The organism is Oceanobacillus sp. GQ8 (genome assembly GCF_059758495.1).
In genome coordinates, this window is record NZ_JCAXEV010000006.1 from 221,722 (window position 1) to 242,017 (window position 20,296).

The 20,296-nt window shown below is 40.5% G+C and carries 18 protein-coding genes; 5 read left to right on the forward strand and 13 right to left on the reverse strand.

Translation table 11 applies throughout. The features are described from left to right. Positions 1-27: 27 nt before the first annotated feature. Both AC6CHS_RS18220 and AC6CHS_RS18225 read right to left on the reverse strand, forming a co-directional pair. A complete protein-coding gene (locus AC6CHS_RS18220; protein WP_498238142.1) occupies positions 28-1,629 on the reverse strand; it encodes an ABC transporter permease in 1,602 nt (533 codons plus the stop codon). Beyond that, positions 1,622-2,536, reverse strand: coding sequence for an ABC transporter ATP-binding protein (locus tag AC6CHS_RS18225; RefSeq protein ID WP_498238143.1), 915 nt, complete (start codon positions 2,534-2,536; stop codon positions 1,622-1,624). The genes AC6CHS_RS18220 and AC6CHS_RS18225 overlap by 8 nt, the downstream gene beginning before the upstream one ends. 155 nt (positions 2,537-2,691) lie before the next feature. Between AC6CHS_RS18225 and AC6CHS_RS18230 the strand changes: the two genes are divergently transcribed. The 4 genes from AC6CHS_RS18230 to AC6CHS_RS18245 all read left to right on the forward strand — a co-directional run bounded on the left by AC6CHS_RS18230 (position 2,692) and on the right by AC6CHS_RS18245 (position 6,265). Continuing rightward, entirely contained in the window at positions 2,692-3,285 is a 594-nt protein-coding gene (locus AC6CHS_RS18230) for a TetR/AcrR family transcriptional regulator (RefSeq protein WP_498238144.1), read from the forward strand. A 549-nt stretch (positions 3,286-3,834) separates the two neighbouring features. Then, positions 3,835-4,587, forward strand: a complete 753-nt coding sequence (locus tag AC6CHS_RS18235) for a GTP cyclohydrolase II (RefSeq protein WP_036576971.1) — start codon at positions 3,835-3,837, stop codon at positions 4,585-4,587. Next, a complete protein-coding gene (gene ribD, locus AC6CHS_RS18240) occupies positions 4,580-5,680 on the forward strand; it encodes a bifunctional diaminohydroxyphosphoribosylaminopyrimidine deaminase/5-amino-6-(5-phosphoribosylamino)uracil reductase RibD (RefSeq protein WP_498238145.1) in 1,101 nt (366 codons plus the stop codon). Before AC6CHS_RS18235 ends, ribD begins: the two co-directional genes overlap by 8 nt. Positions 5,681-5,689: 9 nt before the next feature. Next, entirely contained in the window at positions 5,690-6,265 is a 576-nt protein-coding gene (locus AC6CHS_RS18245; RefSeq protein ID WP_498238146.1) for a 5' nucleotidase, NT5C type, read from the forward strand. Between the two features lie 13 nt (positions 6,266-6,278). On the opposite strand, the gene AC6CHS_RS18250 is transcribed toward AC6CHS_RS18245, so the two are convergent. The 6 genes from AC6CHS_RS18250 to AC6CHS_RS18275 all read right to left on the reverse strand — a co-directional run bounded on the left by AC6CHS_RS18250 (position 6,279) and on the right by AC6CHS_RS18275 (position 13,225). Further along, on the reverse strand, positions 6,279-6,791 hold the full coding sequence (locus tag AC6CHS_RS18250; protein ID WP_498238147.1) for a DUF2812 domain-containing protein: 513 nt from the start codon (positions 6,789-6,791) through the stop codon (positions 6,279-6,281). Next, the gene (locus tag AC6CHS_RS18255) at positions 6,781-7,125 is read right to left on the reverse strand and encodes a PadR family transcriptional regulator (protein WP_498238148.1); all 345 of its coding nucleotides are present in this window, start codon (positions 7,123-7,125) and stop codon (positions 6,781-6,783) included. Before AC6CHS_RS18255 ends, AC6CHS_RS18250 begins: the two co-directional genes overlap by 11 nt. Before the next feature lie 272 nt (positions 7,126-7,397). Then, a complete protein-coding gene (gene cydC / locus AC6CHS_RS18260; RefSeq protein ID WP_498238149.1) occupies positions 7,398-9,110 on the reverse strand; it encodes a thiol reductant ABC exporter subunit CydC in 1,713 nt (570 codons plus the stop codon). Beyond that, positions 9,110-10,840, reverse strand: coding sequence for a thiol reductant ABC exporter subunit CydD (gene cydD / locus AC6CHS_RS18265; RefSeq protein WP_498238150.1), 1,731 nt, complete (start codon positions 10,838-10,840; stop codon positions 9,110-9,112). Before cydD ends, cydC begins: the two co-directional genes overlap by 1 nt. 22 nt (positions 10,841-10,862) lie before the next feature. Next, positions 10,863-11,876, reverse strand: coding sequence for a cytochrome d ubiquinol oxidase subunit II (locus AC6CHS_RS18270; protein WP_036576964.1), 1,014 nt, complete (start codon positions 11,874-11,876; stop codon positions 10,863-10,865). Then, positions 11,873-13,225 carry a cytochrome ubiquinol oxidase subunit I gene (locus AC6CHS_RS18275; RefSeq protein WP_498238151.1) on the reverse strand — a complete coding sequence of 451 codons (1,353 nt, stop codon included), beginning with the start codon at positions 13,223-13,225 and terminating at the stop codon, positions 11,873-11,875. The genes AC6CHS_RS18270 and AC6CHS_RS18275 overlap by 4 nt, the downstream gene beginning before the upstream one ends. Positions 13,226-13,735: 510 nt before the next feature. On the opposite strand from AC6CHS_RS18275, the gene AC6CHS_RS18280 reads away from it, so the two are divergent. Continuing rightward, positions 13,736-15,316, forward strand: coding sequence for a peptide chain release factor 3 (locus AC6CHS_RS18280; protein ID WP_498238152.1), 1,581 nt, complete (start codon positions 13,736-13,738; stop codon positions 15,314-15,316). 99 nt (positions 15,317-15,415) lie between these two features. Here AC6CHS_RS18280 and AC6CHS_RS18285 read toward each other — a convergent pair whose 3' ends face one another. The 5 genes from AC6CHS_RS18285 to AC6CHS_RS18305 form a co-directional block, all read right to left on the reverse strand. Beyond that, positions 15,416-15,793 carry a hypothetical protein gene (locus tag AC6CHS_RS18285; RefSeq protein ID WP_498238153.1) on the reverse strand — a complete coding sequence of 126 codons (378 nt, stop codon included), beginning with the start codon at positions 15,791-15,793 and terminating at the stop codon, positions 15,416-15,418. Positions 15,794-16,298: 505 nt separating this feature from the next. Further along, positions 16,299-17,564: a methyl-accepting chemotaxis protein gene (locus tag AC6CHS_RS18290; RefSeq protein WP_498238154.1), complete on the reverse strand. Its 1,266-nt coding sequence runs from the start codon at positions 17,562-17,564 to the stop codon at positions 16,299-16,301. 14 nt (positions 17,565-17,578) lie between these two features. Further along, entirely contained in the window at positions 17,579-17,956 is a 378-nt protein-coding gene (locus AC6CHS_RS18295) for a hypothetical protein (protein ID WP_498238155.1), read from the reverse strand. Between the two features lie 4 nt (positions 17,957-17,960). Then, positions 17,961-18,332 (reverse strand): carboxymuconolactone decarboxylase family protein, encoded by a 372-nt coding sequence (locus AC6CHS_RS18300; RefSeq protein WP_498238156.1) that lies wholly within the window; start codon positions 18,330-18,332, stop codon positions 17,961-17,963. Between the two features lie 22 nt (positions 18,333-18,354). Then, positions 18,355-20,007: a thiamine pyrophosphate-binding protein gene (locus tag AC6CHS_RS18305; RefSeq protein ID WP_498238157.1), complete on the reverse strand. Its 1,653-nt coding sequence runs from the start codon at positions 20,005-20,007 to the stop codon at positions 18,355-18,357. Positions 20,008-20,296: the final 289 nt, after the last annotated feature.

Sequence of the window (20,296 nt, forward strand, 5' to 3'; positions counted from 1 at the left end):
TATCACACTAAATCTCCCTAATTCCTCTTACGCCTGAATATCACGTTTGTTATACCCTATAAACCCTGTAATAACAAAAACTATTGCAAGTAAAAATAGAATGGAAACCGGCAGATAACGCATTTCTTCGATTAACAGTTCAGGTATATGGCCATACGGTGAGATTCCGCTAAGCCACTTGGGAAATTCTAATAGATTTCCTAGATAGACGACGAAAAAAGAATACATGAGATAAATCCAACCAACAATGGTTGCCTTTGGAAACATGCCTATCACCAATATGCCCAACCCTATCACAAACCATACAGCTGGCAGATAAACAAGCGCCGCACTATAAACATTCCATAAATCCATACCATTTTCCATCGACATATTTCCTGCAGTCCCTAGCCCAATTGCTGTTACCGAAACCATGATCAAACTCGTAATAACAGATAGAAGAAAGGTACTACCAAGTAATCTATTACGGGATAGCTTCTTACTCAACAGATGGTCTATACGCCCTTTTTTCTCTTCCGCAATGAGTTTGTTAACAGACATCAGTGCCGGTATCGTACTAATCATCGCTAGAATGGACATTATCATGGTTAAAAACTGCTCTGTTAAGGAATGCCCGTTTTCTGGATTAAGCAATTGCTGGAACATATCGTTTTCAACAAAAAAGGAATCCAAGTCTCCCAGTACAGACCCATAAGAAGCTCCTAATAGAAACATTCCTATTGCCCAAGAGATGAGCCCAGTTCGTTGCAGGCGTAGACTTAAACCAAATGGACTTAATAAGGAAGCTGAGGCTTTTCGTTTACCTGGTCTTGTTGGAAGCAGACCTGCCCCAAGATCCCGTCTACTGTACAAGACGCAAGCAATGATCATTATCAATAGCGAAACAATGAATGTAATGATAATTGGCCGCCATTTATTCGTAACTAAAACCTCCGAACTCAGAATCCAACCCAATGGAGAAGCCATAGAAAGAGCCTCATTGCCGATATCCCCTATCGCCCGTAGTAAATAGGAAACGCCTAATACCGTAAAGGAAAATCCAATTGTGCCTCTTGCGTTCTCTGAAAGCTGAGCAAAAATAGCAGTAATAGTAGCAAAGAAAAAACCTGTTACGCCTAATGCTGTTCCGTAAAGTAGTGATCCTTCCAGGTTAATGCTCTCTATACCGAGTGAAAAAAGCCCTAGTCCAGTAAGAATTCCAATGAAGAGATTAGTAAAACCGGCAAGGGTAAGGGTTGCATATAAATTTGCTAAACGACCGGTAGGCAACGAACGAATAAGTTCAATTCTCCCTTCCTCTTCGTCTGCTCTCGTGTGTCTTGCCACGAGGAGAATATTCATTATCGCCATCGCAATGGCGGTAAAAAGAAGCATTTGGTGGGCCATCATCGCCCCAATGGTGTAGTTATCCAACCCATAACCTTTTCCAAGCATTGCGGTCATTGCTGGATTCACCATGGTTTCAGCCATGATTTGTCTACTTTCACTAGTAGAATACAAGTTTGATAATGCCATCGCAGTCATACAAGTTATCAGAACGAGCGCGAGAACAAACACCGGTATTCGCAACCGATCTCTTTTCACCAAAAAGCGAAGAAGTATAGCCGTCCCTTTCCTTGTACTACGCATTATGATTGCCTCCCTCAGTATCTACCCGTCCCCCGTCATAATGTCTCATGAACAGGTCTTCTAGGTTAGGGGGAGCACTCTCCAACTTCAAAATGCCAAACGAACTGATATACCTTATCATCTCATCGAGTTTTTCTGAATCAACTTGAAAAGAAAGAACTCCCTCCTTCTCTTCTACATCATGCACTCCCGCCATCTGTTCCAATTCGCTCATCGGCTGCTTTGTCTGGACGATAAGGTTTGTTCTTGTTAAGTGACGCAATTCGGCCATCGAGCCAGTCTCTATTATTTTACCCTGGCGAATGATCCCAACACGGTCGCATAGCCTTTCAACCTCTGACAGGATATGGCTTGATAATAAAACACTCTTTCCTGCATCTTTCGCTTCTAGGACGCACTCCTGAAAAACACGTTCCATTAATGGATCAAGTCCAGAGGTTGGTTCATCCAGAATATACAGGTCTGCCTCAGAAGCAAAAGCCGCTACAAGTGCCACCTTTTGTCTGTTTCCTTTCGAATACGTTCTACACTTTTTCGTCGGATCTAGTTCAAAACGCTCTATCAGTTTTTCCCTTCTCCCTTTATCGACTCTTCCCCGAAGCTTTGTAAAAAGGTCAATGACTTCTCCACCTGTTAAATTTGCCCATAGGTTCACATCACCAGGAACATATGCAATACGTTCATGAATGGCCACTGCATCCTTCCAAGCATCCTTTCCGAAAATCTGTACAGACCCTTCTGATGCCTTCAAGATACCGAGCAGGATTCGGATGGTGGTAGACTTCCCTGCCCCATTCGGTCCAATAAATCCAAAAACTTCTCCTTCATTCACTTGCATATCAACGCCATCCAGCGCTGTAAACTTTCCAAAATACTTCGTTACATTTTTCGCTTCGAGAATGGTCATGGTCCCTTGGCCTCCCTTTCCCTCACTAAATTATGAAATATTATTACTTATATAGTTCATAATATATAAAGAACATCCGCTTTGCAATAACTTATGAAATATATTTATTGTTTTATTACATATTTTTTTATACACTTTAGAAAGAGGTGAAACAAATGGACGGATTTGAACGACGCCGCGAACGCAAAAAGCAAAGCATCCTGGAGGCTGCCCTAAGCTTATTTTTAGAGTTTGGCGTTCAAAAGGTAAGCATGAATGAAATTGCCACAAAAGCTAGTGTCTCCCAGGTGACGATATATAACTATTTTAAAAACAAAGATAGATTAGTTGAAGAGGTCATCCGCTACTATGTGGACAAGGTGTGGCAGGAGGCAGATGTTATTCTGACAAGCGATCTCCCTTTCCCAGAAAAGCTTAAACGATTAATCTTTAATAAAAAGGAGTCTGCCAATAACATCCATGAAAATTTTTATCAGCATTTCATGAAAGCATATACAGCAGGGGATGGATATATGGCAAAACTGATGACCAAAGAAGCCATTCCAAAGATGATGAATTTATTTAATGAAGGGAAAGCTCAAGGTTTTGTTGATCCCGCCATCTCTAATGAAGCCATTCTCTTCTATATTCAAATGATGAACGAATACATGCAAAAAAAAGACGTCTATACAAAAATCTTACCTCTGACAGAAGATATCATGCAGATATTGTTTTACGGCATAGTTGGGAACAAAGAGACTAGGACATAACATTCCATTCCTTTTAAAAATAAGAACAATAAAAGAGATAGCAAAGGACTACTTAATTTCCGCTACGGAAAATACTACGCTTTCCGTGGGCACGGCCTTAGTCTCGGGCCAACAGGACGTTGGTCACGAAGGCGTTGCCACAGGACGTGGCGCTCTTAGCCTTTGTTCCTTCCCCTATCCTCCGGGGTCTTCGGACTCGTGCTGTTCCCACTGGACAAGTAAGGCTTCGTCAGTAATTCATCGCACGCAGAAAATGCGAATGTATTTTCAAGGAGTCTTCGCATTTCTCCTTCGCTAAAGTTTGTTCTAAATACCAAACAATAATAACTGTTCTCAAAATCCTGAGTTTCCTATAATCATTAGGGTATTAGTACGCCTTTTGCTCGTTAGATCTTTTTTCCCGCCATCTTTTCGTTTGGGGATTTGATTGATACCCTCGCGTATACGGGCGCCCTTCCATTCACATACAATAACAATTACACGAGAACAGAAAATTGATACAACCGCTTAATTTCATTATACTTATTGAAAGTGAAGGGAGATTTAACAATGGAAGAAATGAAACATGATCATCATGCTTATTCAATACTGAAAGACAAAATACAGCTTATCAAACAAAAGGATAAGGCAATCTACTTAGTAGGACCCATTCAGCTGCCTGTTAATTTATATGGCGAAACGACAGTATTTCAATGGTATTGCTGGCTGAGCCAAGAAGAAGTAACAGAAGACTATGAGCATATCATTGAAAAGCTTGCATCCTCTAATCTAGCCGAATACCAGCAATCAAGTGTGTTGGTTTATGGAGACTTTGCCAATGCAGATGAAGCACTTATCCGGATGCACTCTATCTGCCACACAGGAGATATCTTTGGTAGCAAACGCTGTGATTGTGGATTTCAATTAAAAGAATCTATGAGGCGCATCAAAGAAAACGGAGCAGGAGCGCTCTTTTACTTGGCCAATCACGAAGGCCGGGGTATAGGATTGTTCAGCAAAGCCATGGCATATCTTCTTCAGGAAAGTGGCTATGATACCGTGGAAGCAAATGAACAGCTCGGGTTTGAAAATGACACCAGGGATTATGATGATGCCATCCATGTATTAAAACAACTACGAAGCAAAGCAGTTACGCTCATTACAAACAATCCGAAAAAAATGGAAGCATTAGAAAAGGCTGGTCTCCCGCTTTCAGGTAGAACACCGCTTTGGGGAGATGTATCGGAATACAACAAAAAATATTTAGAGACCAAGGTAACTAAATCCGGACACTTAGAAGAAGGAACGTGTTTGAATGACTGATCATAGCTATTATATGGAGCTTGCTTTAAACCAAGCTAAAGCAATGAAGGGACAAACAGACCCCAACCCACTAGTAGGCTGTGTCATCGTTAATGGAAGTCGCATCGTAGGAATTGGCAGCCATTTAAAAGCTGGAGAAGCGCATGCAGAAGTTCATGCACTACGTATGGCTGGTGAGCATGCGAAAGGTGCGACAATGTACGTCACCCTTGAACCTTGCTCTCATCACGGGAGAACAGGACCATGTGCAGAAGCTGTTGTTAGGGCAGGCGTTGCAAAAGTGGTGGTTGCCACCCTTGATCCAAATCCAGTAGTTTCAGGGAATGGAGTTGCCATTCTGAAAAGGGCTGGCATTGAGGTGATAACGGGAATTTGTGAACAAGAATCTGTTAAAATGAATGAAGTTTTTAATAAATATATTGTTACTCAACGGCCATTTGTTAGCCTAAAGGTTGGCTCCTCCCTTGATGGAAAGGTTGCCACCCACACCAATAGCAGTAAATGGATCACATCAGAGGAAGCTCGCACAGATGTCCACCGACTGCGACATGAAAATATGGCCATTCTTACTGGAATTAATACGGTACTAGAGGATAACCCTGCCCTAACCGCACGAATCCCAAATGGAAAGAATCCAATTAGAATTGTACTGGATTCTACCTTAAAAATCCCGCTAGACTGTCAGCTAGTAAAAGACAACAAAGCGGAAACCTGGGTTTTTACTACAAGCCCTTATAATGAGAAAAAAAAAGAGTCACTAGAGGCAAGTGGCGTTCACGTCATTATGCTAGAAGGGGATTATATTCATCCCGGAGAAGTGTTGGACTATATGGGGAAGAAGGCTATTTCTTCACTGTTAGTTGAAGCAGGAGCTACTATAAATGCAAGCTTTATAGAGGATCAGCTTGTCGATAAGCTGGTCGTGTACATGGCACCAAAACTAGTTGGTGGCCAGCAAGCCCCTTCCTTCCTTGGAGGAACGGGTGCGGAAAAGATGCAGGATGCCATCGAGCTAAACAACCTCCAGGTGGAGACAATTGGGAGCGACCTGAAAATTACCGGCTACCCAGTTATTCATGGCGAAAAGAACTGAGGGATATGGATGAAATTTGGTTTTGATATTGATGACACCTTAATTAACTTACGAGCACATGCCTTTCATCTATATAATAAAAGGCTCGGAAAGCAGATACCCCTCCAAGCATTTCATGACCTCAAGCGAGTGGAGATCCACGAGCCTTTTGGCTTAAATGACAAAGAAGGTAAAGCAATGTGGGAGCAATCTTTAGAGCCTATTTATTATACAGATTGCCCCGCATTCGCGGGTGCTGTTGAGGTTCTAAACGAATTAAAAGAAAAAGGGCATACGATCTACTACATTACAGCACGACCTATGGTCCATGGTGAACGCACAAAATCCTGGATGAAAGAGAAAGGTTTCCCTGTAGAGGACGATGCTTTCTTCTATGGTATGAATGACCATGAAAAATTAAACATTATTCAAAACCTACAGCTGGATTACTATGTGGATGATAAGCCTGCAGTTTTAAACACATTACATGAAGAACCAACAACATTAGTAGTCAAAGACCAATCCTATAACCGAGAATTCACCCAAGCAATCCGGTTGTACGAATGGAAAGAATTTATTCCATTAATTGAAAGCAGGCATCCTTAATGAATGCCTGCTTTCAATTTCTCTTATAAAAATTAATCTTTCGCTTAAGCGCGATAAGCATATAAATATATAGGACAACGACCACACCGGCAAATGCCGTGGTGAAGATTTGTAAAGCATATCCCTTCCAGGTGACTAATGCCCCAACCTGAGATAGTAATAAAAAAGCAAAAATGATTAGGTAAAACCGTATCATTCCTTTATAGGCCTCCATTACCGACTCATAATCAGAATAAATTTTAGGAACCGCTTCATTTGAAGCGTCTGTACGGAAATAGTGGAACAGTCCAATCGAATGATCTACATAATTCCATCCAGCATCCTCATAAAGTTGAATATAGTCATCTGTTGCAAGTCTCTGAAAATCTATTTGGTAAACAAACGCTTTGTTTTTATCTTCTTCAAACGTATAAAAACCTAGTTTGTATTTTTTCATATGGAGCCCTTTTGCAGACATTGCTGTGAGCCATTGCTCTTCTTTTTCCAGTCCAGAAGCAAGGAACAGACGAAATTTCCTAATAGCCATCTTCTTCAACCTCCAACCTCTCAATTATATCTGTAGCATTGTTTACTAAGGACCTTAACCTTATATATTCTTTCTGCAAAACCTGTTTTCCCAGTTTTGTAAGGGCATAGTATTTTCTCCGTTCATCTGATTCCACGGTAACCTTTTGTATGACTTGTTGCTTTTCTAATTTACCTAAGGCACCATATAACGTACCCGGTCCCATTTTCACTTCACCTTGACTGATTCCCTCTACATCCTGCATGATGCCATAGCCATGTCGTTCCACTCTCAATGATAAAAGTATATAGTATGTTGCTTGGGATAATGGTAAGAAATCCTCTAGCTGCTTCATTTATTCACCTCATTACATCGATAGTCGATGTATCGTATAACGATATATTAGCATGAGATGCGTTTCCCTTCAAGCCTAATTTTCAATTAATAGTTAAAAAGGTTACTTAGAAAAATGAGTCAAATACCGCATTCGCTCGTCTTTTAGCGAATGTGTAAGTTTTTCTTATACTTGGGTCCTTAAAATTTTAACTACGTCGTCATTTCTCCCTAGCTAAAATTTTATCTTTCCTAATGTGCAAAAAAGCCCGGTATCCCGGACTTTACGTTATTCTATAACAAATTTCTTTCAATTGCCTTCATTTCATAAAAATATCCCTTTTTATCCATGAGCTCCTCGTAAGAGCCGAATTCCACAATTTCCCCTTGGTCCATAACGAGGATGTGGTCCATTTTTTCCATCCCAGCCAAGCGGTGACTCACAAGGATTAGAGTATCCTTTTCTGCTTGCCGCAAAATACATTCATAGATCGACTTCTCTGTAAGTGCATCCACGGAAGATGTAGGCTCATCTAGAAGCCACAACTTACCTTTTTTAAGCAAAGCTCTGGCAATAGCGAGTCGCTGCTTCTCCCCTCCGGAAAGGTTAGCGCCTTTTTCAAGTACATCATCAGATAAGGAAAATCTATCTAACTTAACCTTCTGTAATGCCTCCGTTAATTGTTCATCTGTTAGATCGTCGCCAGCCAACAATAGATTTTCCTTGATGGTACCAAAGAAAAAGTGATTTTCTTGTAACACAACATTGGCCATACTCCAAATGGATTCCTTGTTAGATGATGCAAGAGAGAGATTATTTAGTTGAATGTCTCCCCGCACGGGTTCATACAACTTTAAAATAAGCTGAAGTATCGTTGATTTACCAGAACCACTCGGACCGACTATGGCCGTTTTACTTCCCTTTTCCAGTTCAAAGCTAATATCTTTCAACGTTGGTCTCCATTCGTCCTCAAAGGTAAACGTCACACTATCCATGCTTACAGAGGGCACCTCATCAGGAATAGAAGGAAGATTTGTTTCATTTGCAGAAGTTTTGTCTTCTTTTACAACTTGAAACAGCCTACGTGCTGCTCTTTGGTTGTCATGATAGTAGATAGGAAAAGCTGCCATCGGGGAAGCATCCTCAAAAACAGTGATCGAAATCATTACCAGCATTGCCAGTAATACGCCTTCCAGGCTCCCGTTTGCAACTAAATAGACACCAAGCCCAAGCACAATGGCTGTAATGATATGAGAAACAAGTGTATTTAATGATTGGCTAAACAGTTTACTAATTCCTTCTACCTCTTGTTCCTTAATATACTGATCCGAGGATTGTAACAGCTGTTCTTCTCTACTCTCAAGCTGCTGATATACTTTTAGATCACGGAATCCATAGAGGTATTCTGTCACATCTGTCGAAAGTACTGCCCGATTTTCTCGAATATCCTGATCGATCCTTCGCTGTTTTATGGCAAAAATGGCAGGGACTACAAATCCTGTTATGACAAGACCTAAAAATAAGACAAATGCTGCATAAATTGAAAAGAATGCGGTAAAAAATATCGTGCTTAAAAAGACCAAGACAAGCACAATAGGTGGGTAGAAGACGCGCAGAAAGAAGTTTTGCAGGCTTTCTATATCGCCCACTATCCTTGCAAGTAAATCTCCACTTCGATATTTCTGAAAAATACCAGGTGCGAGTGGTTCTATCTTTTCAAAAAATGACACACGCAAATTACTTAGAATGGTGAACGTCGCACGATGAGAGAAATACCTTTCTGCATAGCGGGTCAAGGCCCTTGTGAAGCCCAAAAGCTTCACAGTAGACGTCAACACAATTAAGGCATATAAAGGGGGAGCAAGAGCTGCCTTGGAAATTAAATATCCACTAGCCGCAAACAGCCCAACACCAGCTATCCCTGCAATAAACCCTACCAGAATCGACAAGAAAATATCCCTTTTTTCAAACATCATTAATTTTGTAACGATAGCTAAGTCCTTCATCAGGCTGTGCCTCCTTGCTGTACGGAAACCATTGCTGCATATGCTGGGAGGTTTGCAACCAGCTCTTCATGTGTCCCTTTACCAGCTAACTTCCCTTCCTCAAGGAAAAGAATCTGATCGGCATTCTTAATTGTATGAAGTCTGTGTGCAACGGTTATGATTGTTGCATTCTCCGATAGCTTTTTAATCGAGTTTTGTAATATCCGCTCTGTTTTCAGATCGAGGCCCGTTGTGGGCTCATCAAACAAAATAAGGGAGGGTTGTTTAAGGAATGCTCTAGCTAATGCCAAACGTTGTTTTTCCCCACCAGAAAGCCCTCTACCTGCTTCTCCCACTCGTGTATTCAAGCCCTTCTCAAGTGATTGGACAAGATCCATAATACCCGCTTGCTCTGCAGCCGCTTGAATGGCCTCTCTGGAAGCATCATTTGTTGAGCCTATTGCTATGTTTTCCGCAAAGGTGCCTGAAAATATATAAGGATGCTGTGATATGTAGCTCAGTTTACTAAACCATTCCGCTTCCTTATAGTCGCTTAATGGGCTACCATCTGCAAAAATATTACCCTCTGACAATGGTAATAGTCCTGCTAGCAAATGCAGTAATGTAGATTTTCCTGAGCCACTTCTCCCTACGATCGCAACCGAAGAGTAAGGCGGAAGACTAGCTTTAATAGCAGACAAATGAAATTGATCAACACCATAGCTAAAACTAACTTGGTTCAGTTTCAGACTCGGTGGTTGATGTCCTTCTGGGAACTCTTTTTCGCCCCATGTGATTTCATTGTCGGATTCTGTTAGCTCCTCGGCTATTTTCTTCGCAGCACCGATACTACTTTGACCATTATGAAACGCGCTTCCTAATTCCTTAAGAGAAGTGTAGAATTCTGGCGCAAGAATTAGAATTAAAAATCCTACAAAAAACGTAATCCCGTCGAAAAGAATAAGCTGCAGGGCTATTTCTAAAGCAATAATTCCGATACTTAGCATGGAGATGAGTTCCAGCATAAAAGAAGAAGTAAAGGCAACCTTTAAAATTTCCATCGTCGCATCACGAAAACCCAAACTGCTCTTTTCAATGGTTTGTTTTTGTTTTCGAGCACGGCCAAAAAGCTTAAGGGTGGTTAAGCCTTGCAAGGTATCCAAAAAACCACCCGAAAATGATGCCAGTTTGTCCAGCTGCTCTTCTGATTTTTTCTGGGTTTGCATCCCAATGATAATCATAAAAATGGGAATAAATGGAGCAGTGATGATCATAATGAGCCCTGAATTCACGTGCTGTGTAAATACCACGATTAGAATAAGCAATGGAATAAGACTAGATTGAATCACCTGTGGAATATAGGAACTAAAATAGCTTTCCACTTCGTCGACAGCATCCATTAAAATACTTACTTTCCCACCAGACTGTCCTGTCATAGAAGCCTGAACAGGCGTTACTTTATATTGGTGTAACAAGGATTGGCGGAATTCCGCCTTGGCATGCGCACCAATTTTCACCCCTGTTCTTCCACTTAAATAGGTAGAACCCGTTCGAAAAAGCAAAACCAATAGAAGGATACCTAGCCAGGGGAGTGCGTCTGTTAAGTTTGCATCTCCCAGAAAGGCATCCTCTATGATGATGACTAGAAGATACGCTTGGGCAATAACCATCGTACCGGCAATTAGAGCAAATAAAACCAGTAAGGCCATACGTTTTTTTTGTTGTTTAATCATTGCTTTTAACTTATCCATGTGACGTATCTCCAATCGGAGCTTATTTTTTACCTTTTACATAATCGGCATTGAACAGGAACAATCTCATTAATAGAATGAGCGAAGGTATTAGTAGTAAGAGTCCTGCGATAAAGACAATAATGAGTGCTATTGCTGTAGATTCAAAGGTAACACTGTCATAGATATTAATATATGGATACAAAATATATGGTAAATGGCTTGCGCCGTACCCAAAGAATGCGAAGAAAAACTGCAACATAACACTAATAAATGCCCATCCATAGTATTTCCCAATATAGATAAGCCACATGGCGATCATAAAGAACCCAACCGATAGGCCAAACATCCACCATAAATCAAGCATCTTATCATAATGCACTTCATTATGCTGCCCCAATGCAATAAATGTGGTCAAGGACGCAACAATAGTAGGCGTTGCCCAAAATAGGGCATACTTTCTAACCAACTGTAATGCTTTTTGGTCATCTGCCCGCGCTGCATAATATACAAGAAAAGTCGCACTGATGTATAGAACAGAAACAAGCGCTAGAAACACAACACTCCAAGAGTAAGGACTTGTAAATAAAGCAAGATAGTCAAGAGAAACAGTTCCTCCACTCTCGGAGATAAATCCACCTTCAGACAAGGTCATCGCTGTGGAAAGGGAAGCTGGTATTAGTAAGCCTGTTGCCCCGTATAAAAACATGTAGACATTACTTCGCTTCGATCCATAATTCTCAAACGCGTAAAAAGAGCCACGAATTGCCAGTAGAATAATGGCAATACTCCCAGGCACGAGTAATGCTGTCCCATAATAGTATGCCGAATCCGGAAAGAAACCAACAATCCCAACAAAGAAGAAAACAAAGAATACATTGGTTACCTCCCAGACCGGGGAGAGATAGCGTGAGATCAATTGATTAATGATATGGTCATTTCCTGTGATCTTCGCATAATAGGCAAAAAAGCCAGCACCAAAATCAACAGATGCAACGATGAGATATCCGTACAAAAAGATCCACAGGACTGTAATTCCAATTATTTCATAGCTCATTCTTTATCCCCCTCTTCAATCGTTGGGTACCTCTTCTCTAACTCTTCCTCCGCAGGCTTCCCCTTAAAGAGCTTTCGTAGCACTATGACACATAGTGTTCCGAGAACAATGTACAAAGCCAGGAAGAGGATAAACATAAGGCCGATCTGTGGCGATGTAGTGGCCGCCTCATCAACTGTCATATAGCCACGCAAAATCCATGGCTGTCTTCCAACCTCTGCATAAACCCAGCCGAACTCTGTTGAGAGCATCGCAAGCGGTCCTAATAAGAAAAGAAGTCGGACCATCCATTTATTGTGCTGATCCCATTTCTTTATCCTGCTCACGATAATATAGAGCAAGGAAACAGCGATTAAAAACATACCGATCATTACCATCAAATCAAACATATAATGGACCCAAAGTGGCGGTCTTTCGTTTTCCGGTATTTCATTTAACCCAGTTACTTCACTCTCAAAATCGCCATGTGCCAAGAAGCTTAAAAGACCAGGAAGACGGATCGCACCAACCGGATTATCCTCATTATTCAACCAGCCAAAGAGCACAAGGTCAGCACCTTCTTCTGTTTCAAAATGCCACTCTGCAGCAGCAAGCTTTTCTGGTTGATGTTCTGCAAGAAACTTTGCAGATATATCGCCAGCAAGTGCCGTCAGTATAGAAAACACAAACACGAGTGTCATTGTCAGTTTTAGTGCTTTTTTATGATACTCCGATTGTTTTTTCTTAAGCAGACTAAAGGCTGCAATCGTAGCAAGAATTGCAGCAACAGTAAGATAAGAAGAACTCAATACGTGAATAACTTTTGAAGTTGTGGCTGGATTAAACATTGCCTCAATCGGGTTAATGCTTGTAAATTGTCCATCCTCCATCGTAAAACCATCTGGTGTGTTCATGAAGGCATTCACTGTGGTAATAAAGAATGCAGATAACGCCCCTCCAATAACGATCGGCAAAGAAAACCACCAGTGAGTTAGCGGATTTTTAAAACGATCCCATGTATAAAGATAAATTCCTAAAAAGATTGCTTCAAAGAAGAATGCAAATACTTCCATAAATAAAGGAAGGCTAATAACATTTCCAGCAAGCTGCATAAAATTCGGCCATACTAAGGAGAGCTGTAACCCAATAGCGGTTCCGGTTACTACCCCAACTGCTACGGTAATAACAAAACCTCGTGTCCAACGTCTTGCCAGCATTCTATAATGTTGGTCATTCTTTTTCACTCCGATAAATTCGGCAATGCAAATAAGTAACGGAACACCAACACCAAGCGTGGCGAATATAATATGGAAAATTAATGTCATTGCAGTAATTAATCGGCTCATCAAAACCGGATCCAAATCAAACATGCGTAAACCTCCCTGATTAAAAAAGAGTTTGCTCAGTACTGATCAAACTATCATCTATTTAAAAGCTCACAAGCTAAACGCCAGCAAGTAAGCACGGTATATATTGTTCATTTACGGTGTACCACTAAATTATAACGCAGTTCCCTGCATTAATGTGTACATGGTAATGACAATCACGTGACATTCCTCACGTCCATGCTGACAAGCTGTTTTTATTTTTAACCATGTACCCTATTATCATACACTCTACACCTTGATTAAGTTGAGCGTAAGGTGGGTTGGTTGAGTAGGCTGCACTTATGGTCGATTGATTTCGGATCTTGGTTGATAGGTGTGCTCACATGGTTTATTAGAGCCATACAACTCTGTATTCACAACAATAAGCTTGTTGAAAGGAGGCATGGTTTGCTATCATATAAAAAGATCAATTAAAGGAGAATCATCCAATGTAAAAAAATCCCGTGAAACAACGAACTTATAAAAAATCATAGTAAAGAAGGGATTTTATATATGAGCTTACATGATGAAGTGCAAAAAAGACGGACGTTCGCTATCATTTCCCACCCAGATGCGGGAAAAACAACTCTGACGGAAAGGTTGCTTTTATTTGGCAATTTGATTCGCTCTGCTGGCACAGTAAAAGGGAAGAAAACAGGCAAATACGCAACCTCAGATTGGATGGAAATAGAAAAACAACGTGGCATTTCTGTTACATCTAGTGTAATGAATTTTCCATATAAAGATTTCCAGGTCAACATTTTGGACACCCCTGGACACGAAGACTTCAGTGAGGATACGTACCGTACGCTTACTGCAGTAGACAGTGTTGTCATGATCATTGATGCAACAAAAGGAATCGAAGCACAGACTAAGAAGCTTTTTAAGGTTTGCCGCATGCGGGGGATCCCTATTTTTACGTTTATTAATAAAATGGACCGTGAAAGCAGGGAACCACTTGACCTTATGGAAGAGATTGAGGAAGTACTCGACATTGAAACTTATCCGATGAACTGGCCAGTAGGAATGGGAAAACAATTTCTTGGTATTTTTGATCGTCAAGGTAAGCAATTTATTCAATTTAATGGAAATGAAGAGGAAACCTCCATTCCCTATGAGGCGTTGAACAATGAAGAACATGCAGAATTACGTTCCCAATCAGGCTATCAGGTCGCCAAAGACGAATTGGAACTACTTGATGAAGCCGGGGACTCCTATTCCTTGGATGCTGTCATGGCCGGAGAACAGACACCTGTATTTTTCGGAAGTGCTCTAGCTCCATTTGGTGTTCAAACATTCTTTGACACCTTTATTTCCATGGCTCCTGCCCCAGTTCCACGGAAATCGACAGAGGGGCTTATCCAACCTGATGAGGAAGAATTCTCAGGGTTTATCTTTAAAATTCAAGCAAATATGAACCCTGCACATCGGGATCGTGTGGCATTTCTGCGAGTTTGCTCCGGAAAATTTGAACGTGGGATGAACGTAAAGCTGGCTAGGGCCAACAAAGTGATAAAGCTTTCGCAGACCCAGCAATTCGTCGCTTCATCGAGAGATACGGTTGAAGAGGCGTATGCTGGTGATATTATTGGAATTTATGATCCTAACATTTACCGAATCGGGGATACCTTAGTTACTGGTAAAAGGCAATTTGATTATGATGAACTCCCTCAATTTCCGCCAGAATTATATAAAAAGGTAACAGCTAAGAATGTTATGAAGGGAAAACAGTTTAACAAAGGTATTGAGCAGCTTGTACAAGAAGGGGCTATTCAATTATTTAAAGGATATCGCAATGATGCACGTATTATTGGTGCTGTTGGTGAATTACAATACGAAGTATTCCAACACAGAATGAAGGCGGAATATAATACGGAAGTTATGCTGGAGTCTATCGGCGAGCGAATCCCAAGATGGTTAAATGAGGACGAATTAGATCCCTCTATTTTCGATGAGCGTAGTATGCTCGTGCAAGACAGAGAGGGCAATTATGTAGCATTATTTAAGAATGATTTTGCTTTAAATTGGTTCCATGATAAATATCCAAAGGTTGAACTCATTGATTTATTTGAATCCAACCAATATAATCAATAAAAATTTATATCATAGTAAAAAGGCTGCCTCTTTGTCGGGATAAGACAAATGGCAGCCCTTTTTTCATATGCAATCTTAACAAGTGTATTGAAGGTGCTATTACGATTTAAAATCAGGAATTCCCATGAATTCTAGAGATTCTTCCAGACTGGAAAACGCACGGACCGAATCATAGGCGCCTGCACTTTTAGATAAACGGTTTAACTGCATTTTCAATGTCACATTAGGTGCAATAGTAGCATTTTTTTCAATGTTGCTGCCAACCCAGCTCATTAATTCGCCCCATACTTTGTTCACCTCTGGCGTTGCAACATTCTGGATGGCTCTATTATCATTTAGAAACTTGGTGACATCAGGTTGACTTAATACGCGCTTCACTTCCATCGCCTGCTGCTGTGCTTCTTCTACAGTTTCTGCCATCTCATAATACTTGAAAAATAAGACGTCCTTGTAAACTCTCATTTCATATTTCTCCATCGTTCTTCCCCTCTTTCCTCCATTATAGATCTAATAATATGTAATGCATGGGTACCTCTTATAGACCCTGCATATAAGTTCAATATTTGCTTCGTCTGTAATGTTTTGGACCTATTTTCTCTAGTTGCATAGAGGTTTTTCTTGCCTTTCCTTTATAGACATCTCAACTTTATAGCTGCAAAGTTATCTAAGTTTAAGCCACTGTGTTGGTCCAATGACAATCATAACATCATCCTGCGTAATAATGTATACAGAATCCATCCATTATTAACTGTCCAAATATTACCAATTAAAATTGCCGGTAATTAACAGAACCGGATCTGTGGATTCTTTCATCTATCAGCAGAGATTGTAATCGCTTCCAACTAATTTACTATCAGCTATAAAAAATAACTATAAAATATAGACCCTCTTATAAAATGCTTATAATGGGGTCTATGTAATTATTTCGGATTAATGAACTGTATTAAGGCTGCCCTTATAGTAATAGGGGCAGCCTAATTTTTTACTTCTCTACACTATCGTTCAATTGATTAGCAATGTTAGCCAGTAATGTTGCAGATGCAGAAATTTCCTGCATGGAAGCATTCAATTCTTCTACAACAGCTACTACATTTTGTACATTTCCACTAGATTGTGAAGCAACATCGGAGATATTATCAATAGATGCTGATACGTTTTCCATGTTGTTTTTCACATCTCCCATTGCTTCAGCAAAGTCTTGCATAAATTCCCCCACAGCATCTACGTCATTGGAGATATCGGTAAAAACTTTGCCAACTTCACCGTTCAGGGAAACTCCCTCTTTAATCGAAGTACCACTTTGTTTAATCACATCAATTACCTGAGCAGTACCTTCACGAATCTCTTGAATAAGGTTCTGGGTCTTGCCTGTTGCCTCATTTGTTTGCTCAGCTAGCTTTCGTACTTCATCGGCTACAACCGAAAATCCTTTTCCATGCTCACCAGCTCGAGCAGCTTCAATAGCTGCATTCAATGCAAGTAGATTGGTTTGACTTGATATATCAGTTATTAAGGACAAAATATCGCCAACCTGGTTGGTTTTCTCATTTAAATTATTTACAACCTCAATCGAATGGCTAACCTGCTCGCCTATTACGTCCATTTGCTTCGTTACGTTACTCACAACCGCGTTTCCGTTTTGTGCATTTGTGATTGCAGCTTGGGATGTTTCGGTAACAAACTTAATACTTTCATCAAACTCCGTTAAGCTAAAGAATACCTGCCCAGCAGAATCATTTACCGACTGTATGGACTGCACCTGTGATTCGGAACCAGAGGCCATTTCTTGAATTGCTGCAGAAATCTCTCCTGTTGCAAGGCTTGTTTCCTCCGTTGTAGACATAAGCTGGTCAGAGATGGCTGCTGTCTGTCCTGCTAAATCCTCCATGTCTGTTCTACCTACTTTAGAATCGGCCTGTTTTTCCCCTTCTTCTATTGCATTTGCCTTAGGATTGATTAACCATTCTTTTAATGGGTGTTTCGAATTCTCAGCCTCTTCTCTCCATTCTTCGGATTCCCAATTTTTTATTGGAGAAAATAAATAAGATGCAAAAAGATATGCAACAACTAAGTCGACAAAAATGATACCACCAAGAATCGACCAGGCTAGAACAGAGTCCATATCCATATCAACAAGTTGGAAAACTAGAATTGCCATAACCGGCAACATGACTACACCAAATGTAAATATTGCTACGTAAAGCATCAAAATACGATGTATTTGAGAGGTTTGCTTTTTCTTTTCCATATTAACCGTCCTTCTTACAATTTAAAATCAGGAATTCCCATAAAGTTTAACGCTTCATCCAAGCTTGTAAAAGCACGAACCGAGTCATAAGTGCCAGCACTTCTAGATATCCGGTTTAATTGCATTTTCAATGTCACGTTAGGTGCGATGGTAGCATTCCTTTCAATGTTGCTACCAACCCAGCCCATTAATTCTCCCCATACTTCGTTTACTTCAGGTTTGGCAACAGTTTGAATGTTGCTGTTATCATTTAAAAATTTTCTAACACCTGGCTGACTTAATACACGTTTCACTTCCGAAGCCTGTTGTTGTGCTTCCGATACAGAATCAGCCATTTTGTTATATTTGAAGTATAATACATCCTTATAAACCTTAACTTCGTATTTTTCCATATTATTACTCTCCTTTTTCTTCTATAATAGATTTGAAAATATGTAATGCATGAATGGCCTTTGGAAAACCTGCATATGCACTACAATGGTTAATCAATTCAAGAATCTCTTCCTTACTAACACCAACTCTTAGCGCTGCATTAAAGTGGTACTGTAATCCACGACCAGCATCTCCTTGAGTAATTAAAGAGGAAAGAGTGATAAGCGCTCGTTGTTTTAAATCAAGACTATCGTCTGCATATACATCACCATATCCAAACTCCAGTGCAAGTTTTGCAAGTCTCGGAGAAAACTTCTCCACTTCTTCCATTGCTCGGATTCCTCTTTCACCAGCCATTTCATCAATCTTTTTCCATCCAAAATCTTTTTTATCCAATCATCTTACACTCCCATCTCAATTACCCACGTTTTAACGTAGGAGGCACTTCTTCTTTTTGTACCATGATTTCTATTACAGCAGTTTGTGGCAATTTAAGAGCACTCTCTACTGACGAAAGAACATCTTTCATTGTGATACAACGGTACCCCGTTGCACCAAGCGATTCAGCAAAGACAGCAGCATTCATATCTGTTCTGTACCTTGTTCCTGCTGATCTGCCTAGGTTGTAGAGCATTCCTTTGTCTACCATGTCCAACATCCCGTTGTTAAACACAAAGAAGATCATATGTGCCTGCTGATCCACTGCTGTTGAAATCTCTGTGCCATGCATGAGCATACAGCCGTCACCAGTAAAGCTTACTATAGTTTTCTCAGGCGCAGCCAACTTTGCGCCAATTGCAAAGCCCAAACCATGGCCCATCGCTCCGAAAACATCGTCAAAGAAAAAGGTACCAGGCTCAAAAGTATCAAAATGCTTTATAGCATAAAAGGTATGGCTACCATCATCCCCGTAGACTATCGTATCCTCAGGAAGCAATTTCCTCAACCCTTCCATGACTTCAGCAGTAGATAGCCGTTCTTGACCAGCCGTTTTCTTCCGAATATCGTCAATCGTCTGCTCTTCTAATTTCCAATAGGAGGTAAGCGATGGAGCCATATCTTTTCTCTCAAAGGAATAATGGCGATTTAATTCGGTAAGATTCGCCTTGGCATCACCTTGTACGAATGTCGTCTTTACAGGAATAGATTTCCCTATAAAATCTGGAGAACAATCAAACTGGATGACCTGGTCTGGGTAAAATTCAGGACTTAAGCCAGCTATTGACATGTCACTTAATTTAGACCCAATGACAACCATAACATCAACTTTATCATTTATGTACGCAGAAGCTGCCTCTGTTCCTCCTAGACCAAACGCTCCGAGTGAAAGTGGGTGCTTCGTCGGGAAAGTGCCTTTACCTCCTGGTGTTGTCATAACAGGAACATGCCACTTTTCGGCAAATTCCTTAACTTCCTGGTAGGCTTTCGCAATATGTACGCCTTTTCCCAGCAACAACACCGGGTTATTCGCTTGGTTTAATATATCTGAAACACATTCTAGATTTGTTGATACAGGCTGATCGCCTATTAATTGATGAGACATTGTGAAGCTATCAATCTCTTCAACCAACACATCTAATGGAACAGAAAGGTGGACAGGTCCCTTGGGACCAGTCAATGCTTTCTCAAATGCGTGCTGCAAATAACTTTTTAATGTTCGTCCATCTTCTATTTTCGCACTAAACAATGTAACCGGGCGAAACATCTCGGTTAAGTCTGTACCAAACATACTAGAGTCTTGACCCAATGCTTTACCAGCCTCAGTAAGCGGCGGGTGACCTGTAATAAATAAAACAGGAGCATTGTATGCTTTTGCCTGAGCAGCAGCAGTTATCATATTCGTTCCACCAGGTCCTGAGGTTCCGATAGCGACACCCAAACTGTTATTCTGCAAAGCATACCCTGTGGCAATATATCCTCCACCGCCCTCATGTCGCGCCAAAACAAAATTCACGCCTTGCGCTTCCATTTCAAGTATAAGTGGCACAACCGGTTTCCCGGGTACACCAAATGCATACTTGCATCCATGTTCTTTAAGTTTTTCTACAATTAGCGCCGCAACTTTTGGCATAATATCATGTATCCCTCCTAATTAGATTACAACTCTTTTTAATATCGGATACGGCAACAGAAAGTTTAAATGAACGTATGCTTTTAAACACTAACATTTATAAAAGAAAGTATATTGTGTCATATTTGTGAACATTCAAGTTTATCTTTGCAGTAGTTTAATAACAAACTGAACTTTGGATTATAACAATCAAGTTTCTGTCATTCATTGAAAAGATCGTATTTCAACTAAAATATTAGTGAAGCTCGCAAATATTTAATACCTTGCCCCAAACAATTCTTTAAATAAA

Excerpts from the sequence above, each read along its gene's own strand:
- AC6CHS_RS18220 (WP_498238142.1), bottom strand. The coding sequence starts at position 1,629 with ATGCGTAGTACAAGGAAAGGGACGGCTATACTTCTTCGCTTTTTGGTG.
- AC6CHS_RS18225 (WP_498238143.1), bottom strand. The coding sequence starts at position 2,536 with ATGACCATTCTCGAAGCGAAAAATGTAACGAAGTATTTTGGAAAGTTT.
- AC6CHS_RS18230 (WP_498238144.1), top strand. The coding sequence starts at position 2,692 with ATGGACGGATTTGAACGACGCCGCGAACGCAAAAAGCAAAGCATCCTG.
- AC6CHS_RS18235 (WP_036576971.1), top strand. The coding sequence starts at position 3,835 with ATGGAAGAAATGAAACATGATCATCATGCTTATTCAATACTGAAAGAC.
- ribD (WP_498238145.1), top strand. The coding sequence starts at position 4,580 with ATGACTGATCATAGCTATTATATGGAGCTTGCTTTAAACCAAGCTAAA.
- AC6CHS_RS18245 (WP_498238146.1), top strand. The coding sequence starts at position 5,690 with ATGAAATTTGGTTTTGATATTGATGACACCTTAATTAACTTACGAGCA.
- AC6CHS_RS18250 (WP_498238147.1), bottom strand. The coding sequence starts at position 6,791 with ATGGCTATTAGGAAATTTCGTCTGTTCCTTGCTTCTGGACTGGAAAAA.
- AC6CHS_RS18255 (WP_498238148.1), bottom strand. The coding sequence starts at position 7,125 with ATGAAGCAGCTAGAGGATTTCTTACCATTATCCCAAGCAACATACTAT.
- cydC (WP_498238149.1), bottom strand. The coding sequence starts at position 9,110 with ATGAAGGACTTAGCTATCGTTACAAAATTAATGATGTTTGAAAAAAGG.
- cydD (WP_498238150.1), bottom strand. The coding sequence starts at position 10,840 with ATGGATAAGTTAAAAGCAATGATTAAACAACAAAAAAAACGTATGGCC.
- AC6CHS_RS18270 (WP_036576964.1), bottom strand. The coding sequence starts at position 11,876 with ATGAGCTATGAAATAATTGGAATTACAGTCCTGTGGATCTTTTTGTAC.
- AC6CHS_RS18275 (WP_498238151.1), bottom strand. The coding sequence starts at position 13,225 with ATGTTTGATTTGGATCCGGTTTTGATGAGCCGATTAATTACTGCAATG.
- AC6CHS_RS18280 (WP_498238152.1), top strand. The coding sequence starts at position 13,736 with ATGAGCTTACATGATGAAGTGCAAAAAAGACGGACGTTCGCTATCATT.
- AC6CHS_RS18285 (WP_498238153.1), bottom strand. The coding sequence starts at position 15,793 with ATGGAGAAATATGAAATGAGAGTTTACAAGGACGTCTTATTTTTCAAG.
- AC6CHS_RS18290 (WP_498238154.1), bottom strand. The coding sequence starts at position 17,564 with ATGGAAAAGAAAAAGCAAACCTCTCAAATACATCGTATTTTGATGCTT.
- AC6CHS_RS18295 (WP_498238155.1), bottom strand. The coding sequence starts at position 17,956 with ATGGAAAAATACGAAGTTAAGGTTTATAAGGATGTATTATACTTCAAA.
- AC6CHS_RS18305 (WP_498238157.1), bottom strand. The coding sequence starts at position 20,007 with ATGCCAAAAGTTGCGGCGCTAATTGTAGAAAAACTTAAAGAACATGGA.